The organism is Brevibacillus gelatini (assembly GCF_003710935.1).
GTDB classification, from domain to species: Bacteria; Bacillota; Bacilli; order Brevibacillales; family Brevibacillaceae; genus Brevibacillus; species Brevibacillus gelatini.
Genome location: NZ_RHHS01000039.1, coordinates 80,923 through 98,503, shown reverse-complemented (window position 1 = coordinate 98,503; position 17,581 = coordinate 80,923). Strand labels below are relative to the sequence as shown.

19 protein-coding genes are annotated in these 17,581 nt (G+C 56.7%); 17 read left to right on the top strand and 2 right to left on the bottom strand.

The window, feature by feature from the left end; genetic code table 11:
* Positions 1-50 precede the first annotated feature (50 nt).
* The 3 genes from thiT to spoVM all read left to right on the top strand — a co-directional run bounded on the left by thiT (position 51) and on the right by spoVM (position 1,100).
* Positions 51-611 carry an energy-coupled thiamine transporter ThiT gene (gene thiT, locus EDM57_RS16585; protein ID WP_122905800.1) on the top strand — a complete coding sequence of 187 codons (561 nt, stop codon included), beginning with the start codon at positions 51-53 and terminating at the stop codon, positions 609-611.
* Between the two features lie 247 nt (positions 612-858).
* A complete protein-coding gene (locus EDM57_RS23410; RefSeq protein WP_170163460.1) occupies positions 859-996 on the top strand; it encodes a hypothetical protein in 138 nt (45 codons plus the stop codon).
* A gap of 5 nt (positions 997-1,001) precedes the next feature.
* The gene (gene spoVM, locus EDM57_RS16580) at positions 1,002-1,100 is read left to right on the top strand and encodes a stage V sporulation protein SpoVM (protein ID WP_246005830.1); all 99 of its coding nucleotides are present in this window, start codon (positions 1,002-1,004) and stop codon (positions 1,098-1,100) included.
* A gap of 97 nt (positions 1,101-1,197) precedes the next feature.
* Here the strand turns inward: spoVM and rpmB are convergent, their stop codons facing one another.
* The gene (gene rpmB, locus EDM57_RS16575) at positions 1,198-1,386 is read right to left on the bottom strand and encodes a 50S ribosomal protein L28 (RefSeq protein WP_005831020.1); all 189 of its coding nucleotides are present in this window, start codon (positions 1,384-1,386) and stop codon (positions 1,198-1,200) included.
* Between the two features lie 248 nt (positions 1,387-1,634).
* Here rpmB and EDM57_RS16570 point away from each other — a divergent pair, with 248 nt between their 5' ends.
* The 13 genes from EDM57_RS16570 to EDM57_RS16510 all read left to right on the top strand — a co-directional run bounded on the left by EDM57_RS16570 (position 1,635) and on the right by EDM57_RS16510 (position 14,221).
* Positions 1,635-2,000: an Asp23/Gls24 family envelope stress response protein gene (locus tag EDM57_RS16570; RefSeq protein WP_122905799.1), complete on the top strand. Its 366-nt coding sequence runs from the start codon at positions 1,635-1,637 to the stop codon at positions 1,998-2,000.
* Positions 2,001-2,013: 13 nt separating this feature from the next.
* Positions 2,014-3,720 (top strand): DAK2 domain-containing protein, encoded by a 1,707-nt coding sequence (locus tag EDM57_RS16565; RefSeq protein WP_122905798.1) that lies wholly within the window; start codon positions 2,014-2,016, stop codon positions 3,718-3,720.
* Between the two features lie 21 nt (positions 3,721-3,741).
* Positions 3,742-4,596: a DegV family protein gene (locus EDM57_RS16560; protein WP_122905797.1), complete on the top strand. Its 855-nt coding sequence runs from the start codon at positions 3,742-3,744 to the stop codon at positions 4,594-4,596.
* Positions 4,597-5,037: 441 nt separating this feature from the next.
* The gene (gene sdaAB, locus EDM57_RS16550) at positions 5,038-5,700 is read left to right on the top strand and encodes an L-serine ammonia-lyase, iron-sulfur-dependent subunit beta (RefSeq protein ID WP_122905795.1); all 663 of its coding nucleotides are present in this window, start codon (positions 5,038-5,040) and stop codon (positions 5,698-5,700) included.
* A 56-nt stretch (positions 5,701-5,756) separates the two neighbouring features.
* Positions 5,757-6,641 (top strand): L-serine ammonia-lyase, iron-sulfur-dependent, subunit alpha, encoded by an 885-nt coding sequence (gene sdaAA / locus EDM57_RS16545; protein ID WP_122905794.1) that lies wholly within the window; start codon positions 5,757-5,759, stop codon positions 6,639-6,641.
* Positions 6,642-8,696: an ATP-dependent DNA helicase RecG gene (gene recG / locus EDM57_RS16540; RefSeq protein ID WP_122905793.1), complete on the top strand. Its 2,055-nt coding sequence runs from the start codon at positions 6,642-6,644 to the stop codon at positions 8,694-8,696. It abuts the gene before it with no gap.
* A 158-nt stretch (positions 8,697-8,854) separates the two neighbouring features.
* Positions 8,855-10,414 (top strand): hypothetical protein, encoded by a 1,560-nt coding sequence (locus EDM57_RS16535; protein ID WP_122905792.1) that lies wholly within the window; start codon positions 8,855-8,857, stop codon positions 10,412-10,414.
* Positions 10,415-10,580: 166 nt separating this feature from the next.
* Positions 10,581-11,450: an AraC family transcriptional regulator gene (locus EDM57_RS16530; RefSeq protein WP_122905791.1), complete on the top strand. Its 870-nt coding sequence runs from the start codon at positions 10,581-10,583 to the stop codon at positions 11,448-11,450.
* 179 nt (positions 11,451-11,629) lie between these two features.
* Entirely contained in the window at positions 11,630-12,874 is a 1,245-nt protein-coding gene (locus EDM57_RS16525; RefSeq protein ID WP_122905790.1) for a DNA polymerase IV, read from the top strand.
* Complete coding sequence (locus EDM57_RS16520) at positions 12,871-13,251, top strand: YhjD family protein (RefSeq protein ID WP_122905789.1); 381 nt, start codon at positions 12,871-12,873, stop codon at positions 13,249-13,251. Before EDM57_RS16525 ends, EDM57_RS16520 begins: the two co-directional genes overlap by 4 nt.
* Complete coding sequence (locus tag EDM57_RS16515) at positions 13,248-13,598, top strand: YolD-like family protein (protein ID WP_122905788.1); 351 nt, start codon at positions 13,248-13,250, stop codon at positions 13,596-13,598. The genes EDM57_RS16520 and EDM57_RS16515 overlap by 4 nt, the downstream gene beginning before the upstream one ends.
* 62 nt (positions 13,599-13,660) lie before the next feature.
* Positions 13,661-13,795, top strand: a complete 135-nt coding sequence (locus EDM57_RS23935; RefSeq protein WP_281274246.1) for a hypothetical protein — start codon at positions 13,661-13,663, stop codon at positions 13,793-13,795.
* A gap of 138 nt (positions 13,796-13,933) precedes the next feature.
* Positions 13,934-14,221 (top strand): hypothetical protein, encoded by a 288-nt coding sequence (locus tag EDM57_RS16510; RefSeq protein WP_122905787.1) that lies wholly within the window; start codon positions 13,934-13,936, stop codon positions 14,219-14,221.
* A 230-nt stretch (positions 14,222-14,451) separates the two neighbouring features.
* Here the strand turns inward: EDM57_RS16510 and EDM57_RS16505 are convergent, their stop codons facing one another.
* Positions 14,452-15,759 carry an MFS transporter gene (locus EDM57_RS16505; protein WP_122905786.1) on the bottom strand — a complete coding sequence of 436 codons (1,308 nt, stop codon included), beginning with the start codon at positions 15,757-15,759 and terminating at the stop codon, positions 14,452-14,454.
* 205 nt (positions 15,760-15,964) lie between these two features.
* Here EDM57_RS16505 and EDM57_RS16500 point away from each other — a divergent pair, with 205 nt between their 5' ends.
* Complete coding sequence (locus EDM57_RS16500; RefSeq protein ID WP_122905785.1) at positions 15,965-17,563, top strand: amidohydrolase; 1,599 nt, start codon at positions 15,965-15,967, stop codon at positions 17,561-17,563.
* The last annotated feature ends 18 nt before the right edge of the window (positions 17,564-17,581 follow it).

Genomic DNA, 17,581 nt, shown 5'->3' with positions numbered 1-17,581 from the left:
TTTGCTCTTCTTTGCGAAAAATTTTGGGGAGATACAAGGAGTGAAGGAGATTGGATCGTCAACGATTGGTCATCTTGCTGGAGATGGCGATGATGACCGCACTCGCGGTTGTATTCAGTCAGATCAAGGTGTTTGAAATGCCGCAGGGCGGCTCCGTGTCGCTGGTCATGGTACCGATCGCTTTGCTTGCCGTTCGCCGCGGCCTGTTGGCTGGCGTGGTTACGGGGCTGCTTGTCGGGCTGCTGCAGCTCTTGCAAGGTGCTACTTTGGTTCATCCTGTACAGGCGGTGCTGGATTATCCGCTGGCCTTTGCCGCTTTGGGACTGACCGGGTTTGTCCGCCTGGCGGGCCGGGAAGGAAAGATGCAGCGGATCGTCCTGCTGTGGGGCGGCCTGCTCGTCGGGGTGCTGGGCCGACTGGTTTGCCATTTTACGTCGGGGGTCATCTGGTTTGGCGAGTACGCGCCAGAGGGCATGCCTGTCGCGCTGTATTCGTTCGTCTACAACATCACCTACCTCGTTCCGGAAATGATAATCGCGGGCGTGGTCCTGACGGTCGTGCTGGGCAGCGCGGCGCAGCTTTTGTTTCCGGCGCGCAACCGATTGGCGTAGTGGGACCTGCATAAATGACAGATCGTTTTCATAATGTATTCAGGCAGCGATTGCGTTGCCTGAATTTTTCTTTTCGCCGTCATCCGTTCCACCTGACTTTTTAGCGGACATCGACATTTTCGCGTGGCAGGATACATGTTTATCCGACAGCAGAATATGATGTAATATGCACGTTTGGGAGAACACCTAAAAGGAGGTGCAGCAAGAAATGGGATTGCGCTCCTATCGCCTGCGACAGGGGGGCGCCTTGCGACGTGTTCTCGGGGTTGCGTTGGCTGTCGGGGGAATCACCATTTTCCTGTACATGGCACCTCCGTGGGTTTGGTATAGCCTGTTGGCGGCGGCACTCATGGGGGCGGGCTGGTTGTTGTATCGTGGGAAGTAATTTCGGTGAGGAGGGGTAGCATGCGGTTTTACACCATCAAGTTGCCGAAGTTCCTGGGTGGCATGATTCGCGGCATCATCGAGGCATTCAACAAGAAAAAATAAAGACGCGGCCTCCTTCATGAAAGAGACGGAAAGGGAACGTCGGTGAAATGCAAAAAAGCACCTTGGAGGGTGCTTTTTTTCGCGTAGCTTGCAAAAACTACACACGAGTTACGAGACCGGATTTCAGTGCTCGAGTGCTTACATAAACGCGCTTCGGTTTTCCGTTCACGAGAATGCGCACTTTTTGTACGTTGACACCCCAAGTACGGCGAGTAGCGCGCATGGAGTGGGAGCGAGCGTTTCCAGCTTTTGCAGATTTGCCTGTTACAAAGCAACGACGTGCCATTACGATCCACCTCCCTTGTTGCATCTAAACGGGATTTCCTTGATGGGAAATACAAATACTTGACTATATTAGCACACCATTGCTGTCAATTGCAATACTTGACATGATGATTTGCTCCGCCTTTCTCACCGGGGCGGCGGGGGAGACAAAACGCTTCATTTCTCCCATCTGTTAGTGTAGAATTGAGGAAACATCATGGGAATGCTTACCCGTGAGGTCTAGCTGTTTACCAGAGGAGGAGTCCTTGCATGACAGTGGAAATGAGCACATCGCTGGGAAAAGTCGATGTTACGGAAGACGTAATCGCACGAATTGCCGGAGGCGCGGCCATGGAAGTATTCGGGCTGGTGGGCATGGCTTCCCGCAAAGCGTTGAAGGATGGCATTGCCGAACTGCTTGGCCGCGACAACCTGAGCAAAGGTGTCGTCGTGCATAATACGAACGGAGAAGTCGTTTTGGACATGCATATTATCGTCAGCTATGGCGTGAAAATTTCCGAGGTCGCAGGCAGCGTGCAGCGCCGCGTGAGATATACCCTGGAGCAAATGGTAGGCATTGATGTCTCTGCCGTCAACATCTTTGTGCAGGGAGTTCGTACAGACAGAGATTCGTAAGGAGGAACAACAGGTGGTACATACGCATCTTGATGGCGTGCTGTTTAGCCGGATGGTTTACCTGGGGGCGAATCTATTATCCGCCAACGTCAGAGTAGTGGATGGCTTGAACGTCTTTCCTGTGCCGGATGGCGATACGGGGACAAACATGAATTTGACTTTCTCTTCCGGTGTGGACGAGCTAAGGCGCAAGGAATCTCCCCGAATCGCGGACAGTGCTGCTGCTCTGGCCAAAGGGCTTTTGATGGGGGCGCGGGGAAACTCCGGTGTGATTTTGTCCCAGTTGTTCCGCGGTTTTAGCAAAGCAGTCAATGGAAAAGACGAGGTGAATGCCCGTCAGTTCGCCGATGCCTTGAAGTCCGGTGTGGACGCTGCTTACCAGGCAGTGATGAAGCCGGTGGAAGGCACGATTTTGACTGTTGCCCGCGAAGCGGCGGAGATGGCTGTGCGTGCAGCGCGCACGTCGGATGACATTGTTTCTGTCATGGAAAAAACGTACGAGCAGGCGCAAGCTGCCCTCTTGCGCACGCCGGAAATGCTGCCTGTCCTAAAAGAGGTAGGCGTCGTCGATTCAGGCGGGCAAGGGCTTTTGTTTATTTACGAAGGCTTTCTGCGCGCCTTGCGCGGCGAGGAACATATCGAAAGCGAAGAACAGGCCAAGCAGCCCGTGAGTCCGGAAGAGCTGGACAAGCTGATTTCCGAGCAGCACAATGCGCAAGTCCACATGAAGACCGAGGACATCAAGTACGGCTACTGTACGGAATTCATAGTTCATGTGGCGCACAGCACGGAGCCGAACAAAAAGCCTTTTTCCGAGGTGCTGTTCCGCAGCCATCTGGATACGATGGGAGACTCGCTGTTGGTCGTTTCAGACGACGAGATCGTCAAAGTACATATACACGCAGAGCATCCGGGCAGCGTCTTGCAATACGCCCAGCAGTTCGGCAGTCTGCACCGGATCAAAATTGAAAACATGCGCGAGCAGCATGCGAACATTCTCAAGGCGGAAGAGGGCAAAAAGGAAGCACAGACAGTCGCATCGGCCCCGACAGCGGGCGAGCCGCTTCCGTACGGACTGATCGCAGTTGCGGCAGGTGAAGGCATCGCGAAAATTTTGCGCAGCATGGGTGTGCACGTCGTGGTCGAGGGCGGCCAGACGATGAACCCGAGCACGGAAGATTTCATGAAGGCGATTGCCGGGCTGCATGCGCAACATATCATCATCCTGCCAAACAACAGCAATATCGTCATGGCAGCGCAGCAGGCAGCCGAGCTGGCCGAGGTTCCGGTTTCGGTCGTGCCGACGAAGAGCATCCCGCAGGGGCTGGCCGCTTTGCTTGCATTCCAGGCGGATGCCGAGCCTGCTGCAAACGCTTCCCTGATGGAAAAAGCCATGACCCAGGTGAAGACGGGAATGGTGACGCATGCCGTTCGCGATACGCAGATGGGGGATGTCACGATCAAGGAAGGCGATTTCATCGGCATCGCCGAAAAAGAAATCGTCACGGCTGGACCGGAATTGCTGGAGTGCGCCAGGACGCTGCTTCTCAGCCTGGTGGACGAGGACACCGGGATTATCACGATGTTCCTTGGCGAAGGCGCGACAGAGGAGCAGGCGGAAGCGTTGCAGGAAGCTGTAGCGGACACATACCCGGATGCGGAAGTGGAGATTCAGTTTGGCGGACAGCCGCTGTATCCGTTCATTTTTTCCGTGGAGTAATGAGGAGAGGAGTGCGCGAGAATGCCAGTTGTGATTCTTACCGACAGCGCGTCTGATATTGATGCGTCTGTCAGGCAGTCGCTCGGGATTGTGGCTGTTCCGCTGAAGGTCATGTTTGGGGCGGAGACGTATCTGGACGGAGTGACGATCTCTTCCACCGAGTTTTTTGACAAGCTGAAGGAGTCACAAGCCTTGCCGACGACTTCCCAGCCGTCTCCGCTGGAGTTTGCCGAAGCGTACAAGGCGATCTGCGACCAGTACGGAAGCGATGTGCAGATTATTGCCATCCTGTTGTCCGGCGCTTTGTCCGGCACGTATCAATCGGCGATGATCGCCAAATCCATGCTCGATGACAAGATGGACATTACCGTGATCGATTCGCGCAAAGCTTCGTTTGTCCACGGGATGATTTGCGTGGAAGCGGCGAAGGCTGCGCAGGCCGGGAAGAGCAAGGAGCAGATTCTCGATGAGATCGACCGCTATCTGGATGAGGTGCAGGTTTACTTCATCGTCGACACGCTGGAATTTTTGCAAAAGGGCGGACGGATTGGCCGCGCTTCGGCTGTCATCGGCTCGCTGCTCAACATCAAGCCGATCCTGACGCTGGACCCGGCGGGATATGTGACTGCTTTTGACAAAGTAAGAGGGACGAAAAAAGCGCTCAACCGCGTCCTGGAAGCGTTGCAGGAGTACGCGCAGGGCCAGCCTGTCAAAGCCGCCATCCTCCACAGCTGCGCCCACGAGCAGGCGGCTGAGCTGTTGGAGCGGGTGAAAAACGAGTTTCAGGTGACGGAATCGCACCTGGTGCAGATCGGGCCCGTGATCGGTACGCATACAGGGCCAGGGCTGCTCGCTGTCTTGATGGTCAAGCAGTAGGCAGGAAAGTCCTCGTACACATAGCGAAAAGCCTCCCAAACGACGGGGGGCTTTTTACGCCGCCTTGTTTACTTATAGTAAACAACCCGACGATCATCAGCGCGGCGAACAGCACCCCGGCCAGGCCGCGATGCGCAGTGTAGCGAAGGATGATCCGGAAGGCTCGTCCTGACTGGTGCCGCGCTTGCTCACAAACGCTGACATGCTCCCGGATGGCGCGCGGATAGAGGGCCGGAAAGTCGACAAACAATAGTAGAAGCAGGACAGCAATTCCCCCTGTTGGAACAGGTATGGCATGATTTGGAAGCGGTTTCAAAAGGGGGCGACCGCAGCAGCAGGGCAAAACAGGCGCTACACTTTCCCATGTGGCGCTTTTACAGCCCGTAGGATACAATGAGAGTGAATCTTGTTGAACCCCTTGTCATTCAGGAGGAGAACCGGTTGAAGTATAAAAGCGTATTTGACATCATCGGCCCGATCATGGTTGGACCATCCAGTTCCCATACGGCTGGCGCTGCCCGGATTGGCCGGGTGGCTCGCAAGCTGTTCGGACGTCAGCCAAAGCGGGCAGACATAACTTTTTACGGATCTTTTGCGAAAACGTACCAGGGGCACGGTTCCGACGTGGCGACAGTTGCCGGGATTCTCGACTTCGAGACGTCTGACTTGCGCCTGAAAGATTCGTTTTCGATTGCAGAACAACTCGGCATGGAAGTGGTTTTGACCACTTCGGACGTTTTGACAGAGCATCCGAACACCGCGCGGATCAAGCTGTCCGACGATCAGCACCAGATTGAACTGGTCGGCGTGTCGATTGGCGGCGGCAAGATCGAGGTGCTGGAGTTAAACGGATTTTCCTTTCAGCTTGGCTTCGACACGCCGACGCTCCTCGTTTTGCATGAAGACCGTTTCGGGATGATCGCCGCCGTAGCCAAGGTGCTGACCGAGCACCGGATCAATGTCGGATTCATGGAAGTGTCCCGACACGAGCGCGGCTCGCGGGCCTTGATGGCGATTGAGACGGACTCGACGGTATCCGCAGAAGTGCTGGAGGAAATTCGTCAGATTCCCCATATTTTTGACGTTTCCCTGCTCTCGCTCTAGCTCGCAGCCCGAGCCCAAAAGTGCGAAAAGCAGGATCAGAGGAGTGAATCAACCAGATGTTTCGTAACGTAGCTGAACTGGTAGAATTGGCCGAATCCCAGGGAAAAAAAATCTCCCAGGTGATGATTGAAGCGGAAATGGAAGTTTCCCAGCGGACGAGAGAGGCGATCATGCAAGACATGTACGCCAACCTCGATGTGATGGAAAAAGCCGTGCAGCGCGGACTTGCCGAAGACATCCGCTCCCATAGCGGGCTGACGGGCGGAGACGCCAAAAAGCTGCAGGACTATATGAAAAACAAGCCTTTCCTGTCCGGGCCGACGCTGCTCAACGCCGTTTCGATGTCCGTTGCGGTCAACGAAGTAAACGCGGCGATGGGGACAATCGTGGCGACGCCGACGGCAGGAGCCTGCGGGATTGTGCCGGGAACGCTGTTTGCTGTTTCGGACAAGCTGAAACCGACGCGCGAGCAGATGGTCAACTACCTGTTCACCGCAGGCGCGATTGGCTATTGCATCGCCAACAACGCGTTCATCTCCGGTGCTGCGGGCGGCTGTCAGGCAGAGGTTGGCTCGGCGACAGCGATGGCGGCAGCCGCGATTGTCGAGATGGCGGGCGGTACTCCGGAGGAATCGGCGCAGGCAGTTGCGATTGCGCTGAAAAATATGCTCGGTCTGGTCTGTGACCCCGTAGCCGGACTGGTGGAAGTGCCGTGTGTCAAACGAAACGCGATGGGTGCCGCGATTGCGACAGTCGCCGCCGACATGGCGATGGCGGGTATCAAGAGTGTGATCCCGACAGACGAAGTGATTGACGCGATGTACCGAATCGGCTGCTCCATGCCGACTGCCCTCAAGGAAACGGCGCAGGGCGGGCTGGCGGCTACCCAGACGGGCCGTATGATCGAAGCGAAAGTGTTCGGCGTACGGCTGGAGAAGTAAATGGCTTCTGTGTATCAAGCGCCCGTCTCCCTTTTGCACGGGGTAGGGGAGGAGCGGGCGAAGGCATTTGCGGGACTCGGGATTCACAGCATCGGTGATTTGCTGGAGTATTTCCCTTCCCGCTATGAAGACTACCGCGTGCGCGATTTGACAGAAGTAAAAGACGGAGAGAGGGTCACGCTGGCGGGCACGGTGTACGGCGAACCCTCTGTTCGTTTTTATGGGAAACGAAAATCGCGCCTGTCTGTCAAAATGGTCATGGATCGTGTCGTCGTGACGGCTGTCTGGTTCAACCAGACGTTTGTGAAAAGCAGGCTTTCGCCCGGCAAGGAAATTCTCGTGACGGGAAAATGGGACAAGCACAAGCTGCAGATTACGGTCAGCGAGATGACCGAAGTGGATTCGGAGCGGGCTGCCAAACGGGGCGAGCTGGCCCCGATCTATCCGCTTGGCGGCGATGTGACGCATACGCTGCTGCGCAAGTCGATCCAGCAGGCGCTTGTGCAATACGGCAAGGACATTCCGGAGATTTTGCCGCCGGACATCGTCGAGCGCTATCGGCTGATGCCGCGCGTCCAGGCGTTTCATTCGATTCATTTTCCGCAAAATGCCGAGGACGGGCGGCTGGCGCGGCGGCGGATCATGTTCGAGGAACTTTTTTTATTCCAGTTGAAAATACAGACGCTGCGCCGCATCAATCGGCAGCATTCAGAAGGTGTGGCTCTGGACATTCCGATGGACGAAGTGCGGCAGTTTGTCAAAGGGCTGCCGTTTCCGCTGACCGATGCGCAGAAGCGGGTCGTCAAGGAAATCCTGGACGACATGCGCGCCCCGCATGCGATGAATCGGCTGCTGCAAGGCGACGTCGGTTCAGGAAAAACGGTGGTGGCTGCGATTGCGCTTATGGCAGTCGTAAAGGCTGGCTATCAGGGAGCCTTGATGGTGCCGACGGAGATTCTCGCCGAGCAGCATGTGCAGTCGCTGACGAAGCTGCTGTCGGACTACGGCATCGAGGTCGCCTTGTTGTCCGGCTCTTTGACAGCCAAGCGCAGACGTGAGGTCATCGGTTCGCTGCAAATGGGGCTGATAGATGTCGTCGTGGGGACGCACGCGCTCATTCAGGAGGACGTGTTCTTTGCGCGGCTCGGACTGGTGATTACGGACGAGCAGCACCGCTTCGGCGTCGAGCAGCGGCGCATTTTGCGCAGCAAGGGACTCACTCCCGACGTCCTGTTCATGACCGCCACGCCGATTCCCCGCACGTTGGCGATTACGGCGTTTGGCGATATGGATGTATCGACCATCGACCAGATGCCGGCAGGCCGCAAGCCGATTGAGACGACGTGGAAAAAGCACGACCAGTTCCCGGCTGTCCTGGAGCAGATGCGCGACGAGCTGCGCAAAGGGCGGCAGGCGTACGTCATTTGCCCGCTGATCGAAGAATCGGAAAAGCTCGACGTGCAAAATGCAATTGATGTCCACGCCCAGCTCTCCCACGTCTTCCCGGAGTTTGGCGTAGGGCTCATGCACGGCCGCCTGCCTGCGAAGGAAAAGGATGCGGTGATGCAAGCGTTTCTCGCCGGGGAGTACGCGGTTCTCGTCTCGACGACGGTGGTCGAGGTCGGCGTCAACGTGCCGAATGCTACCTACATGGTCATTTACGATGCCGAGCGGTTTGGACTTGCCCAGCTGCACCAGCTTCGCGGCCGGGTCGGGCGCGGTTCGGAGCAGTCGTACTGCGTCCTGATCGCCGATCCGAAGTCCGAGATCGGCAAAGAGCGGATGCGCGTCATGTGCGAGACGACGGACGGCTTCGAGTTGTCGCAGCGCGATTTGGAATTGCGCGGACCGGGTGACTTTTTCGGCACCAAGCAGAGCGGCTTGCCCGAGTTCAAAGTCGCTGATCTGTTGGCCGACTACAAGGCGCTGGAAGTTGCCAGACAGGAGACGGCGCGGCTGGTGGCCGACGACTCCTTTTGGCGGGATCCGGCGTACCAGTGGCTGCGCGATTATTTGCAGCGCGAAGGCGTACTCGATGGCATCGTGTTCGATTAAGCATGCAAAAATGGGACCTCTTGCCGCACCTGTGTGTGCGAAGGAGGTCCTTTCGCTTTTGCTGAAAAACTCTCTCCCAAAAACGTGACAAAATGACAGGGAAAAACGTATTTCCTTTTTGAGAGTGGAAAAAATTACTGGGGAGAGAGGCGAGTTTTGTGTTTTTGCGAAATCTTCGGGGAATGAGCATCGCGTTGGGCTGTTCATTGCTGGTCATGACGGGCTTCAGCGCCTCTGCAGCCTCTTGGGAAGAAAAACAAACAGGCGCAGGGCAGGCAGTGCTCGCGGCGTCCGCCCAGCCACTGCCAACTGGCGCGGGAACGAAAGCAGCGAGTGACTGGAAGCAGCCGGAGCGGCCTTTTGACTATGCGTCCATGAAAGAAGACGTGGTCATTCAATTGAACGAGGACCCGCGTTTGCGGTCGCCGCTGCGCACCGTGGTCGGACCTGCTCCGCAAGCGTACACGCTTTTTTTCCGCGAGGAGATGGACCGCGGCAGCGTGGAGGCGGCAATCCGCAAGCACGCGAAGGAGGAAGCGGCGAGAGTGGGCTTGGGCTTCATCGAGCCAGGCTTTGCGTTTCACTGGGCGAACAACCGTCAACTGCAGGTGCTGGTGACGCTTCCGGAACAAAAGACGAGCGAGCGGGACTGGACCGAATACGTGCTTAGCGCGGCTGGAGCCAAATCGGCAAAAGGCTCGGTCATCGGCGATTCCAACGCCTTTCACGCAGTCGTGCTCCCGCCTTCGCAAATTTGGCGCATTTCCGCAGACGGCGAAGTGCGGGAGAAGTTGACCGACTTTTCCGTTATGACCGACATGGAGTTCCTCGACCGCGAGCAGCGGTATGTGCTGCAGAGCCGTTTTACGAAGTATTGCGAATGCGATGCCCGTTTTCCGATGCTCTACTCGATTTACGATATGAAAACAAAGCAGCGGACTTCGTATCCCGTGGAGCTGACAGACAACTACCGCGGTGAGGGCGTATTTTTTGCTGATCGGCGCGGCTTCTTTTACGCCCAGCCGGAGAAAGGAACAACCGTTCCGAACAGCGACAGTGTCACCCGCGTCCAGGTGCAAGGATATGTGCACGGAGCCAGCTTTAGCCACGATCGGAAGCAGCTCTTGATGGCGGTGGGACGGGCCGACCAGAAAAAAGACCTCGACCTGGTCGTGTATGACTTGGGAAAAGGAACAGAGAAGCGGCTTCCTGGAGCGGTCAAAGGCTGGATTCCGACCAGCGAGTTCAACGGGGAAGTGCTGCCTGTCTCCTTCCATGACGACGGCCGCTACGCCACGTTTGCCATGAGAAGCGAGGAAGCGGGCTTTGTGGAAATTCGCCAGCGCTACGACTGGCAGAGCGGCAAGGTCATCGACTGGAATCCTCCGGTTCCGGCTGATTCCTGGTCCGGGTTCGTCCAGTCGACGGACGGGGAGTATCAAATGTACTGGAATGCGGGGCTGTTCAAGGGCAACGTGCAGTTGATGGACACGCGCGGACAAGGCCTCTGGCTGCCTGGCACGCACCGTTACCTGTTTACCGAATGGGAAAAAGCTGCACAGGAAGCCGACTTGAAGCAGTCGCTGTACCTGTTTGACGCCGATACGAAGCAACAGTCTGTGCTCGTGTCGGGTCTTCCGGCGGGGCTTTCTCTTCTGGGGGCAAGCGCGGACGGAAAATGGCTGTACGTGATGACGGATCGTACGCTTGCGCCCTAGCTTGCAGCAGTCGCGCGTACGCTCGCTGCCACGGCCAAGGGCGAAATTGCCTCTGATTTCGGCGGACAGGAATGGCAGTTTTCGCAAGCCTGCATAATCGGGCACGAAATGTCGGATGGCTTCGTCTGGCGTCTGCTATTCTGTGGGGGAAAGGGAGGTCGTTTTCATGGATTTGCTGGAAAAGCTGAATGAAGCTTTGGACTACATCGAGGAACATCTCGCTGGCGAGATCGACTTCAAGGAAGTCGCCCGGATCGCCTGTTGCTCCGAATATCACTTCAAAAGAATGTTCTCGTCTCTGGCGGGCATTCCCCTTTCGGAGTACATCCGGCGCAGGCGCATTACTCTCGCCGCTTTCGACCTGAGGGACAGCGGGATGAAGGTAATCGACATCGCCGTCAAGTACGGGTACAGCTCGCCTGACTCGTTTGCCCGCGCCTTTTTCCAGATGCACGGGGTGACGCCGAGCGAAGCGAGAGCCAGCGGGCAGTCCTTGAAAGCCTATCCGCGAATGACCTTCCATCTATCCATCAAGGGAGGCAGTGCCATGAATTACCGTATGGTAGAAAAAGAAGCATTTCGCATCGTGGGTTTGCAGAAAAGGGTTCCGCTGATCTACAACGGGGTGAATCCCGAGATTGCCGCCATGTGGGCGTCATTGGATGCCGAGAAGATCCAGTTGCTCAAGTCTCTTTCCAATATTGAGCCGCGCGGGATGCTGAGCGCATCCACCAATTTTTCCGAAGGCCGTCTGGAAAACAGCGAGCTGGACCATTACATCGGGGTGGCAACTACCTTGGAATGCCCGGAAAGCCTGTCGAAGCTGGAGGTTCCGGCCTCTACCTGGGCGGTGTTTGAAGCGGTAGGACCTTTCCCGGACACGCTGCAGGACGTCTGGGGGCGCATCTACTCCGAGTGGTTTTTGTCTTCCGGCTACGAGCTGGCCGAAGGACCGGAAATACTCTGGAATGCAGACAAGGATACCACATCGCCAACGTTTCGCAGTGAAATCTGGATTCCGGTAGTAAAAAAATAACATATGGGATGGGATTCGCACACGCTCGGCCAAATACGTGCCAGCGTGTGCTTGTCTTTTTCGGAAGGAATTACCATGTATTTTTTTCAGGCGGACAGGTATAAAAACGAACATACGTTTGCTATAATAAGAACAAAGTTCAAATGAGAACACAAGTTCTTATTCAGGGGATGATGGTGATGCCCAAGGCGAACAAAAGGATCATTTTTTTGATCGATATGCAAAGTTTTTACGCCAGCATCGAAAAAGCGGAGAACCCGGCGCTCAGGAATCAGCCGATTGTGGTCGCCGGAGATCCGCAGCGGCGCAGCGGCGTAGTGCTGGCCGCATGTCCGCTTGCGAAAGCATACGGAGTGGTGACAGCAGAAGCGCTGTGGCAGGCGCAGCAAAAATGCCGGCAGCTCGTGGTGGTGCGCCCGCGCATGGAGCATTACCTCCAGGTGGCGCTGGATATTACGCGCATCTTCCAGTCGTTTACCGATCAGGTGGAGCCGTACTCGATCGACGAGCAGTTTCTCGACGTGACAGGCAGCATCCACCTGTTTGGCAACGATCCGTTGCAACTGGCTGCCGAGATTCGGCAGCGTGTCTGGCTGGAGACGGGGATCAACTGCCGGGTCGGAATCGGGGAGAACAAGGTACTGGCGAAAATGGCCTGTGACAATTTTGCCAAGAAGCAGGAAACAGGGGTATTTTGGCTCAAGCGGGAACAGCTTGCCGATACGCTGTGGCGACTGCCCATCGAAAAATTGTTCGGGGTAGGCTCCCGCATGAAGCGCCATTTTCATCGGATGGGCATCTATCAGATCGGCCAGCTGGCCGCGCTCAGGCCTGCCGTGCTCATCCGCCACTGGGGCGTGAATGGCGAGGTGCTGTGGCGCACAGCGCACGGGATGGATGACTCGCCTGTTTCCCTGAACGAATACGTGACACAAAAAGGCATCGGCCACCATATGACATTGCCGCGCGATTACCATACCGCAAAAGAAATCAAGGTCGTGCTGCTGGAGCTGTGCGAAGAAGTGTGTCGGCGGGCACGGCAAAAAGAACGGATGGGCCAGGTGCTCTCCGTCGGCTGTCGCGGCGCGAATCTGGCGCCGGAAGAAGGCTTTGGGCGGCAGATGAAGCTTGCGGAAGCGACGAATGATGCCATGGCGCTGTACGAAGCGGCTTGCTGTCTGTTTGACCGGCACTGGACAGGGGGACCTGTGCGCAGCATTGGCGTCACGTTAGGGCAGCTCGTTCCTGACAATGTCGTGCAGTTGAATTTGTTTACCGACACGCCCAAGCGGCGCTCGCTTGCCCAGGCGATGGACGATATTCGGGCGCGGTTTGGCCCGGATGCGATCCTGCGGGCGGCTTCGGCGTTGGAGGCCGGGCAGGCCAGGGAGCGGGCGCGCAAGATCGGAGGGCATTACAAGTGACGGAGCCGATTGCCCCAGGAGAAGCGAAGGAACAGGAGCTGGTGCGCCAATATATTTTGTTTGGCATTCTGTTTCGCGCGGTTATGGTGGACGTGGAGCAGATGCGGCTTGTGCCGCTGAAGCTGTCTTATCTGGAGGTGCTGCTGGAGCTTTCGCGCTGGGCAGAGCGCCAGCACCATCAATTGCGCCGCCATTTGCGGCAGCTCGGCTGCACGATTGTCAGCGCCCGCCGCGAGGACTATGCGTACGTGGTTCATTACCGACAGCGCGGGTACTTGCGGGAAGCGAGCTATATCATTGAGGTGCTGCGCGCCGAGTGCCAGGAGCTTGTCGGCGCATGGGTACGAGATCATCACCAAGGAGAGAAGCGAGCATGAGAGAGACACGCGTATCCAAAAAGGAAAATTTGTTTGCCACGAGCCGGTTTGTGTTGCCGGAGCATCGGGAAATGTATGTGCGCATGAAGGAAAAGGAGAACCGCTACGTGCCGCCTGAGCTGGACCAGGAGCAGCTGGGAGCGCTGAGCGAGCTGGTATGGCAGGCGTTCCAGACAAAGAGCGTTTTGACGTTGACGTACTATGACGGACAGGCGCCGCGCCGCTTGTCGGCACAGGTCGTGCACATCGATCAGGCAGCGCGGCGATTGAAGCTGCGGGCAGGATCGGAGATGCACTGGCTTTCGTTTGCCTGTTTGCTGCATGCAGAGCTGGCAGCGCCTTTCTAAAACCAACCATTCATGCGCGACGGTCTGGCCGGGCACCCTGCAGGCAAAAGACAAAGGAGTGCATGAACGTTGCACTGGGCAAGCAGGCGAGCCGCTATCGAGGAAGCAAAAAAAAAAGCTCTCGGAAAAAAGGCAAGCTGCAAAAAACAGCGTGCCGCGCTGAAACGGTGTGTGTGAAAAAGCGGCGCGATTCCTGAAACGAAAAGCGGTCGAAAACAACCGTTTTTCGTCTTTTTTTGACTGAAACACTTTTTGCCAGAACAGATTGTTTCCTTGTATTGTTAGAATATCTTATTTAAAGCAGATATATGATGGAGAGGAACAGTGGATTTTACATGCAAGCAAAAGAAATGGGTGTCATGTTCACCAGGCACGCCGAACAAATCACTTCCAAGTGTTGGGGAGATTTTCTTCAGCAGTTGGAGGAAAAAGGCTTGTACGTGCTGATTGAGACGGACACGATCGGACGGGTAATGAGTCCTTTGGGCGGATTGATGCCCATGCCCTGCAAGAGCGAAACGCTCCACATTGTGACAGCAGATGAGCTGGAACAGCGCGGTTTGCCGCTCGGTCACCACATCGTGACCAAGCCAAAAGCAAAAGACAAGACAACGACTGCGTGATCGCAGCGAACGGACGAAACCTTTTCTGCCCGGTGCATTTTCGGGTGGGAAAGGTTTTTTTGTACTTGGGGTCCGGGAACAAACGAGGACAAACCCGTCTGACGCGAATGTCCAGGCGGGTTCATCCAGGGAAGGCTTCCAAAAACAAACAGAGCGTTCTCATGCGCGGGCTGGTCGCCGCGCGAAGCAAGTGCCTCCGCGCCTTTTGCCGAGAGCGAATCGCCGATAGCCTACGTGCGGCTTTGCTTGCCGTTCATGGAAGAAAACAGCCTGGTCATGCACAGCCAGGCGATCAGCGGCCCGATACCGATGGCGAACACCAGCCAGTTCAGCGTGAACGAAGAGACGCTGATCGAAGTGACCAACAGAAACAGCGATATTCCCGCCAGCCTGCCGACATCGAGCGCAAACTCGCGCAGGACGACGTATTCCACCCGGTTGCGCGCACTTTGTTCATTCGTGCCGATCAAGTCAAAGACGGTCGAAATCATCGGCATCGAAAAAAGCGGATAGGCAATCGAGACGGCAATTCCGAAAACAAGCAGCGTCACATAGCTCACCTGCCAGAAAAACAGGAGCAGGATGCCCGACATCACAATCGCGCCGATGAGCATGCCCCATTTGCGGTAGCGCGGAGCGTACCATTTGGCCGCGGCAAAGTAGCTGAACAGCCCGACCGCGGATGTAATCAGCCAGAAGTTGCCGAGCGTCATCTCGCTTTTGGTGGCAATGTACACGAACAGCCCGATGAGAAAGCCAAATACTCCCTCGCGCATCCCTTGCGCGGCCAGAGCCGCAGACGCCCAGCGCCACTTTGGTTCCTCGCGCAGACAGCGAAAGGAAAAGCCCCAGGCGTACATCCCTTCCGATTGGCGCTTTTTTAGAAAAAAGCTGATGATGCCGCCGACGACAAACAAAGCAAGCGACAAGGCGAAGATCAGGCGGTAGCCACTGCTGCCAGGCAGCCGGGAAATGAGCCAGCCCGACAGCCACGGAGCGAGCATGCCGCCAAGAGAAGCGAGCAAGCCTGCCCAGCCGTTGAAACGGTCGCGGTTGTCCGGTTCGGTAATCTCGAAGTAGACGACATTGAAGGCAAGCCAAAAAAAGCCGACCGCCATCCCTTGCACCAGTCCGAGCGGGACAGCGTACGAGATAGCCGCAGGCCCTGCCAGAAGAACGAGCATGTAAAAAAGGGCCGAGCCGGCCATCCCTGCGCGCAGGATGTTCATTTTATTGAACCGTTTGACGTAGGCGCCCGCGATCCAGAAGGTCAGGGCGCCAGCCAGATGGGTAGCGAATGTGAACCAGGCGATGGGCGCAAACTGACTTTTTACCTTCCATAAATAGACGTTCACGAACGTGCCGGAGAGCGAGCTGGCGGCGATGAACAGTCCGTTCACAAGCAGCAGGAGCCGGGCCTGGCTGTCCAGCTCCCCCGGTTTGTGCTGTTCGAAAGAGGCAGTGCCCGCCGATTTCACAAAGCCGTTGTTTTGCGGCTGGAAAAGGGAAGGAAGGCGGTTCTTCGTTCGTTGCTGCATACGATCACCCCGCTTCGTTAGTGGGCCATGAACATAACGTGCCCCACCTGGAAAGCTTTCAACAGGGTGTGAAGAAAGTACCATATTTTTCCTGTCAAGCAGCGGAAAGCCGAAGTTTTTTTCAGAATCGGAAGGAAAAAGGTCACTGGCAAACAAATAAGGAGAGGGGAAAGCGAAGGAGCGCAATTCACAAGGGGGTACCGATATGGCGACGACCATTTTCAAAAACGGGCGCATCTACACGGGGGATTCGAGACATTTGTTTGTGGAGGCCGTTGTCGTGCGGGACGGGCTGGTGCATGATCTGGGCAGCAGCGCGGACATGCTGCTGCAGTACGGGCGAAGTGACGCGCAGGTGATTGATTTGCAGGGCAGCACGGCGACACCGGGACTGATTGACAGCCACCTGCATCTTGGCTGGCTGGGGCTGACCTTTTTGCAGCTCGACTTGCGGACAGCGCGCTCCAAGGGCGAGATGCTGGCCCTCATCCGGCAAAGAGCGGAGCAAACGGCTGAGAATGAATGGATACAAGGCTTTGGCTGGGATGAAAACCTGTTTGTCGACGGCGGCGGCATCCCGACCATCGAGGAGCTGGACGCAGCTGCGCCGCATTGCCCGATTTTTTTGCCGCGCATTTGCGGACATGCGAACCTGGTCAACTCCAAAGCGCTGGAGCTGTGCGGCTACCACCCGGACATCGAGGTTCCGGCCGGAGGCGTGATCGTGCGCGATGCGGTCACAGGCAAACCGACAGGCATGCTTTTGGAGACGGCGTCCAACCTGATTACGAAGCACCTCCCGAAGCCTGGCTACGAGACGCTGAAAAACAGCTTGCGCAGCTCGATTCGCTACGCGCTGGAGCATGGCCTGACAGGTGCGCATACCGAAGACTTGCGCGAGCTGAACGGGCTTGCGCAGACGTATCGGCTGTACGACGAACTGGTCAACGGGGAGGGGCTTGGGCTGCGCTGCCATTTGCTGGTCTACTACCCGCACATGCACGAGCTGCGCGATTTAAATATGACGGCGGGCTACGGCAACAGCCACGTGCAGATTGGGGCTGTGAAAATTTTTGCAGACGGGGCATTGGGCCGCAGAACCGCTTACTTGTCCGCGCCGTATGCGGACGATCCGACGACGAGCGGCTATCCGGTGCACGAGCAGGAGGAACTGACCGGGCTGGTGCGGCAAGCACGCGAGCTGGGCATGCCGATTGCCGTACATACGATTGGCGACAAGGCGCTGGAAATGGTGCTCGACAGCCTCGACCAGTTCCCGGCTGTAGCCTATCGCGACCGGCTGATTCACACGCAGATTTTGCGCCCGGATTTGCTTGAGCGGCTGAACCATCCCAACCGGATCGCCGACATCCAGCCGCGTTTTCTCGCCGCCGACTTCCCGTGGGTGATCGACCGGGTGGGCGAAGAACGCATCCAGCATTCGTATATTTGGAAAACGATGCTGAAAAAAGGGATTGTATGTGCGGCAGGCTCAGATACGCCAGTCGAGCCGATTGATCCGCTGCTTGGCATCCATGCCGCTGTGACGCGCAAGGCACCGGGCGAGACGCATGACGGCTATCTCCCCCAGGAAAAGCTGACGATGGAGGAAGCGCTCCATCTGTTTACGCTGGGCGGAGCACAAGTCACCAGCGAAGAGCACGTAAAAGGAACGCTGTCGCGCGGCAAATACGCGGACATGACGGTTTACTCCCGCGATTTGTTTGCCATTGACCCGGATGAGCTGCTGGATACAAAGGTCGTGATGACCGTCATCGGCGGCAAGGTCGTCTACAGCAGATAGAAAGAAACACGAGAAAAC